The organism is Planomonospora algeriensis (assembly GCF_977012225.1).
Window position 1 is genome coordinate 1 of record NZ_CDRNDK010000419.1, and the last position, 5,429, is coordinate 5,429.

Below are 5,429 nucleotides of genomic sequence, written 5' to 3' on the forward strand. Positions count from 1 at the left end.
CGCGCCGAGCGTGCCCAGGCCCGCCAGCACGGCGCGGGAGACGCCGAGCCGGGCCGCGACCCCGGACAGCAGCGCCGTCGCGGGGCCGTTCGCCGCGGCCAGACCCGCGATGAGCCTCCGCACGGCCGTCCCCGCCTCCAGCATCCTGGCGTTGGCCACGTAGGTCGCCTGCGCGTTGAGGGCGGGCACCACCGCGGCCGCCAGGAGCGGCGCCACGTAACGCACGAGCGCCGCCCCGATGGTCGCGGACGACAGCCCGACGAACGTGTAGGCCACCGCGGTCGCCTTCAGCGCGGCGTCCATCGCGTCGTACATCTCGGCGGCCTGTCCGAGCGTCTCCCGGTAGGGCCGGACCCGGGCCGCCATGAACGCGTCCCGGCCGCGCTCCGTCCACCGGTCGGCGTCGGCGCGGCCGCTCACGGCCGCCCCGACCAGGGCGTCCGCCGACCGGACGCGTTCGGCGACGCCCCCGTACCGGTCCCCGGCGTGCCAGATCTGGGCCGGGTCGGAGACGAGCGTGCCCAGCGCGAGCGCGACGGGGGCGGCGAGGGGGAAGACGGCCGCGGCGCTCGACGCGTTCGCCGCCCCCCAGACGCTCGGAGCCGAGGTGATCACATCACTGGGCGCAACACCCATGGGGACGCTCCCCGGGTCGGTGGACGCGAGCGGATCGACCAGCAAGCTACAAGATCTCATGCGCCCTGACAACGGAGGCGCCGGCCGTGCCGCAGCGGCTCACCGCGGCCCTCCCGCTGCGCAGGGCCCTGCGCACCACCGCCCCCGCTCCTCCGGAGGCCCCCGCAGGATGCCCGATTCACTGCCTGCCGTGGCCATGGCCACCTCCTCCCGGCCTATATATCCGCTCCCGCCGGGATCATTGGCGGAGAAGGCCGCCGATCTCCGGACCGCCGCCGGAGCACCGCATCGGTGATCCGGAAATGTCGGTGCCGGTCTGTAGCGTGGGGTCGTCGGATCACGCGAAGGCCATGGAAGGCAGGTCACATGACCACCCAGGAGAAAACCGTCACCGGCGAGCGGGCCGATCTGCTGCAGACGCTGGCGAAGCACCGGGGGTTCCTCCGCCAGACGGTCGAGGGGCTGACCGACGAGCAGGCCGCGCGGCGCACCACGGTGAGCGAGCTCTGCCTGGGCGGCCTGATCAAGCACGTGGCCGGGGTCGAGGACGGCTGGATGAGGTTCGCGGTCGGCGGGGCCGAGGCGATGTACGGCGAGCCGATCGACTGGGAGGGCCAGTTCCGCATGCTGGAGGGCGAGACCCTGGCCGGGCTGCTCGACGCCTACGAGCGGGTGGCCGCCCGGACGGACGAGCTGGTGGCGACGCTGCCCGACCTGGACGCCGCCCACCCGCTCCCGGAGGCGCCGTGGTTCGAGCCGGGCGCCTCCTGGTCGGTGCGGCGGGTGCTGCTGCACGTCATCGCCGAGACCTCCCAGCACGCCGGCCACGCCGACATCATCCGCGAGGCGCTGGACGGCGCGAAGACCATGGGCTGATGCGCAGGCCGCGGACGGAGAGACGAGCCGGGGCCGAGACGAGCCGGAGCTGAGACGAGCCGGAGCTGAGACGAGAAAGCCCGGGCCGGTGAGACCGGCCCGGGCTTTCACCTCGGTGCGCCGCCAGGGACTCGAACCCCGGACCCGCTGATTAAGAGTCAGCTGCTCTAACCAACTGAGCTAGCGGCGCCTGCGATGGGCCAACTCTAGCAGCCCGGCGGAGGACAGTGCACATCCGCACAGAGCTCGCATCGGCACGGATGCGTCCGGGTCGCTCCGGACACAGATGCGGGGCCGGACAGTTCCCCCAACTGTCCGGCCCCGTCTTCACCTGGCGGGCTCTGCCGTCGCCTCCCCCAAGACGACGGCGGCTCCGCTCGTGGACGCGATCCCCCCGCGTCCTTTTCCGGTAAAAGTCTCCGTTCGGCCCCGGTGGTCCTCGCGGACCTCGTTGACCTGCTTCCACACTAGCGGGGCGAAGGCAACGAGAACGTCATACACAGGTCGGTTTTGCCCCTACACCCGGAGTGACCCGGTATAGCCCGGGTCAGCCTCACGGACCGCGGAGAAACCGTCACACCGGCAGTTCGAGGACGACCTCGGTACGGTTCCGCAGGGCGTTGCTCACCGTGCAGTGGTTCTCCTCGACGCGGTGCGCGACCGCGCGGAAGACCTCGGCCGCCTTCTCGTCGCCCTCGGGCAACTCGACGTCGTAGGTCACGGTGATCGGCCCGAGCCTGGTCGGCTCGACCTTCTCGCCGCTGACGGTCATCGCCAGGCGGACCAGCCGGTGGCCGCGCTTGGCGGTGAGGGGCTCCACCGTGACGATGTTGCAGCCGCCGAGCGCGGCCAGCAGCAACTCGACCGGGGTGAAGACGCCCTGCTCGTCACCGCCGCCCATGGTCACCTCGGCTCCGCGCCCGTTGCGCGCGATGTATCCGTCCTCGGTCCGCTCCACGTGCACCGATGCCATGATCCGTCCTCTCCGGTCGCCTGCCGATCACCCTATCCAAGCGGGCGGTACGGCCAGGCGGGGCCGCCGGGCCGTACCCGGCGGCCGCATCCCACGGCGGAGCGGGGCGGACGGCCCGGCGGAGCGGGATCAGGGTTCGGGGGCGACCATGGCGTCCGGGTGCTTGGAGAGGTAGTCGATGTAGAACGGCCGCAGCGCCTCACCGAGCTCCCCCTCGCCCGCCACCATGGCGTCGCTGAGCAGAGCCGAGACCCGGGTGAGGTCGTTGGCCGTCGCGTCGTTGTTCCCGCTCGCCGCCTCGGCCGGCGGGATCATCTTGAGCAGTTCCCAGAGAAAGCCGAAATCCCCGTGGTGCACCGCGTACCCCACTGCCCGGTCGTGGAGCTCCCGGGCCGACAACGCGTCCAGCTCATCCGTTTCCAACGATCCCACCCCCTTATGCCCCATCTGCCCCCAGATGTGGGCGATCATGCGCCCTCATCGTCGATGGAACGGTCAGCGGCCGGGCCGATCACGATGAACGGCTCCCCAACGCGGGTCCCGCCACGGAAGATCAAGCCCGGTCCACGCCACGACCGGCGCCGGAATGGCTAGTGTCGAGGCATACCGGTCGACGCAAAGATCTACGGACCTTCGGGCCTATCGGCCGTCCGTTCAACCGTGCGAGGATCCCCGAACGTGAAGATAATCATCAAAATCCTCATCGTGGCGGCCTCCCTGTGGGTGGCCGAGCTCCTCGTGGACGGGATCACCGTCTCAGGTGACACGACACCGAAGAAGATCGGCACCCTGATCGCGGTCGCCTTCGTCTTCGGCCTCGTCAACGCGCTCCTCAAGCCGATCATCAAGACCGTCGGCTGTGCCTTCTACGTCCTGACCCTCGGGCTGTTCGCGCTCGTCGTGAACGCCGGCCTCCTCCTGCTCACCAGCTGGATCGCCGAGCAGCTCGATCTGTCGTTCCAGGTGACCGGCTTCTGGGCCGCCCTCTGGGGCGCGATCATCATCGGCGTGGTGAGCTGGCTGCTCGACCTGGTCCTGGGGCGCGACGACTGACTCGGCGATCGACCTGGTCCTGGCCCGCGACGACCGACTCGGCGATCATCGAGTCGTTCCGCCCGATACGCTCCCACGACGAGCGGCGCCGCCTGCTCGGCCGGACCCCGCCGGGCGGGTGACCGGGTGCGGCTCCCCGCCCCGCCCGGCGCGTCACAGGACCCGCTCCCTGACGGCGCGGGCGATGCCCGGGTCGTCGGCGAAGACGCCGTCCAGGCCGAGCCGGTAGAGCTTCTCCAGCCAGCCCATCACGTCGCCGGTGGCGCGCGGGAAGGCCGGGTTGACCGGGTCGCCGAGCCGGAAGTCCAGCGGGAGCTGGGAGTTCTCGTTCCGCACGGTCCAGGCGTGGACCTTCAACCCGGCCCGGTGGGCGTCGCCGACCAGCGCGGTGGGCGCGAGCAGGCGGCCGTCGGGCCCGGTGGGGACGATCCGCCGGGTGTCCACACCGATGCCGTCGGCGTACCGGGCGACCTCCCGCAGTCCCTCGGGGGTGACCATCGTGTCGTAGGTGCGCGCGTCCCCGGCGGCGGTCCAGTCGTACGGCGCGCCGCTCGCGCTGATCAGCTGGATCAGCGGGAGCCGGGTCTTCTCCCGCAGCTCCCGCAGGTTGGCGGTCTCGAAGGACTGGATGAAGACGGGGGAGCGCCGGCCGTCCCAGCCGTGCCTGCGGAGGGTGTCCAGCAGCGGCTCCTCCAGGGAGAGCCCGATGGAGTCGAAGTAGGTGGGGTGCTTGGTCTCGGGGTAGACGCCGACCCCGTGCTCACCGGCCAGCAGCAGGACCTCCTCGAAGGTCGGGATCTCCGCCAGCCCGTCGAAGACGGTGTTGCCCGGCCGCAGTTCGGGCACGCGCTCCACCGCCCGGAGGGTCTTCAGCTCGGCCAGCGTGAAGTCCTCGGTGAACCAGCCGGTGACCGGCCGCCCGTCGATGGTCTTCGTCGTACGACGGGCCGCGAACTCCGGGTGGCCCGCCACGTCCGTGGTGCCGGAGATCTCGTTCTCGTGGCGGGCCACGAGGACGCCGTCCTTGGTGGAGACCAGGTCGGGCTCGATGTAGTCGGCGCCCAGCGCGATCGCGGCCTCGTAGGAGAGCAGGGTGTGCTCGGGCCGGTGGGCGCTCGCGCCCCGGTGGCCGATGACGATGGGCTCGTCGCCGCGGCGCTCGGCGGCGGCGGGTTCGGGTCGGTGCGGCACAACGGTGACGGTACCGGTCGCGAGGACGGTCAGCGCCACGGCGAGGAACCTGCGGATCATCGGATGACCGCGGGCACCGGGCGTCCGGCGAGGAGGCCGGCGACGAGCTGGAGCCCGCACGCGCCGAGGCCGGCCAGCAGCGGTACCGTCCAGCCCCCGGAGACCTCCCGCAGCAGGCCGATCAGGAACGGGCCGAGCGCCGCCAGGACGTACCCGGCCGACTGGGCGACGGCCGACAGCGCCGTCACCGCGGCCGGGTCGGGGGCGCGCAGGGTGATGATCAGCAGGGCCAGCGCGATCGAGGCGCCCTGGCCGACGCCGAGGACGAGCATCCAGAGCCAGGGGACCGTGGCGGGGGCCGCCAGCATCCCGGCGTATCCCGCGGCCGTGAGCAGGGTCGCCACCGTGACGTGCGGCACCTGCGAGCGCGCCCTGCCCGCGTGCACGGGCACCGTGAGCGTGACCGCCACCTGGACGAGGTTGGCCAGGCTCAGCAGGTAACCGGCCTGGTCGGCGGGGAGTCCGGACTCCTGGAAGACCGTCGGCAGCCAGGCGAGCGTGACGTAGAAGGTCAGCGACTGCAACCCCATGAACGCCGTGACCGCCCAGGTCACGGGGGCGCGCAGCAGCGCGCGGAACGGTCTGGGCGCCGCCGGTCCGCCGCCGGGCGGCGCAGCGCCTGAGGCAGCCAGAGTACGGC

Annotated in this window: 7 protein-coding genes and 1 tRNA gene; 2 read left to right on the forward strand and 6 right to left on the reverse strand. The window is 72.0% G+C overall.

Going from position 1 to position 5,429, the window contains the following annotated elements; all coding sequences use genetic code 11:
* Positions 1-636 (reverse strand): hypothetical protein (locus ACWJ6R_RS29170; RefSeq protein ID WP_449065306.1); only part of this gene is annotated, 636 nt, incomplete at its 3' end.
* Positions 637-1,002: 366 nt separating this feature from the next.
* Here ACWJ6R_RS29170 and ACWJ6R_RS29175 point away from each other — a divergent pair.
* Positions 1,003-1,512 (forward strand): DinB family protein, encoded by a 510-nt coding sequence (locus ACWJ6R_RS29175; protein ID WP_449065307.1) that lies wholly within the window; start codon positions 1,003-1,005, stop codon positions 1,510-1,512.
* Positions 1,513-1,628: 116 nt separating this feature from the next.
* Here ACWJ6R_RS29175 and ACWJ6R_RS29180 read toward each other — a convergent pair.
* The 3 genes from ACWJ6R_RS29180 to ACWJ6R_RS29190 all read right to left on the reverse strand — a co-directional run bounded on the left by ACWJ6R_RS29180 (position 1,629) and on the right by ACWJ6R_RS29190 (position 2,917).
* Positions 1,629-1,702 (reverse strand) — tRNA-Lys (locus tag ACWJ6R_RS29180).
* 384 nt (positions 1,703-2,086) lie between these two features.
* Positions 2,087-2,485, reverse strand: coding sequence for an OsmC family protein (locus ACWJ6R_RS29185; protein ID WP_449065308.1), 399 nt, complete (start codon positions 2,483-2,485; stop codon positions 2,087-2,089).
* A gap of 129 nt (positions 2,486-2,614) precedes the next feature.
* Positions 2,615-2,917 carry a hypothetical protein gene (locus tag ACWJ6R_RS29190; protein ID WP_449065312.1) on the reverse strand — a complete coding sequence of 101 codons (303 nt, stop codon included), beginning with the start codon at positions 2,915-2,917 and terminating at the stop codon, positions 2,615-2,617.
* A 246-nt stretch (positions 2,918-3,163) separates the two neighbouring features.
* On the opposite strand from ACWJ6R_RS29190, the gene ACWJ6R_RS29195 reads away from it, so the two are divergent.
* Entirely contained in the window at positions 3,164-3,538 is a 375-nt protein-coding gene (locus tag ACWJ6R_RS29195) for a phage holin family protein (RefSeq protein WP_449065309.1), read from the forward strand.
* A gap of 153 nt (positions 3,539-3,691) precedes the next feature.
* Here the strand turns inward: ACWJ6R_RS29195 and ACWJ6R_RS29200 are convergent, their stop codons facing one another.
* Together ACWJ6R_RS29200 and ACWJ6R_RS29205 are read right to left on the reverse strand one after the other, a co-directional pair.
* The gene (locus ACWJ6R_RS29200) at positions 3,692-4,789 is read right to left on the reverse strand and encodes a glycerophosphodiester phosphodiesterase (RefSeq protein WP_449065310.1); all 1,098 of its coding nucleotides are present in this window, start codon (positions 4,787-4,789) and stop codon (positions 3,692-3,694) included.
* On the reverse strand, positions 4,786-5,429 hold a 644-nt coding region (locus ACWJ6R_RS29205), incomplete at its 5' end, for an MFS transporter (protein ID WP_449065311.1). The genes ACWJ6R_RS29200 and ACWJ6R_RS29205, both read right to left, overlap by 4 nt.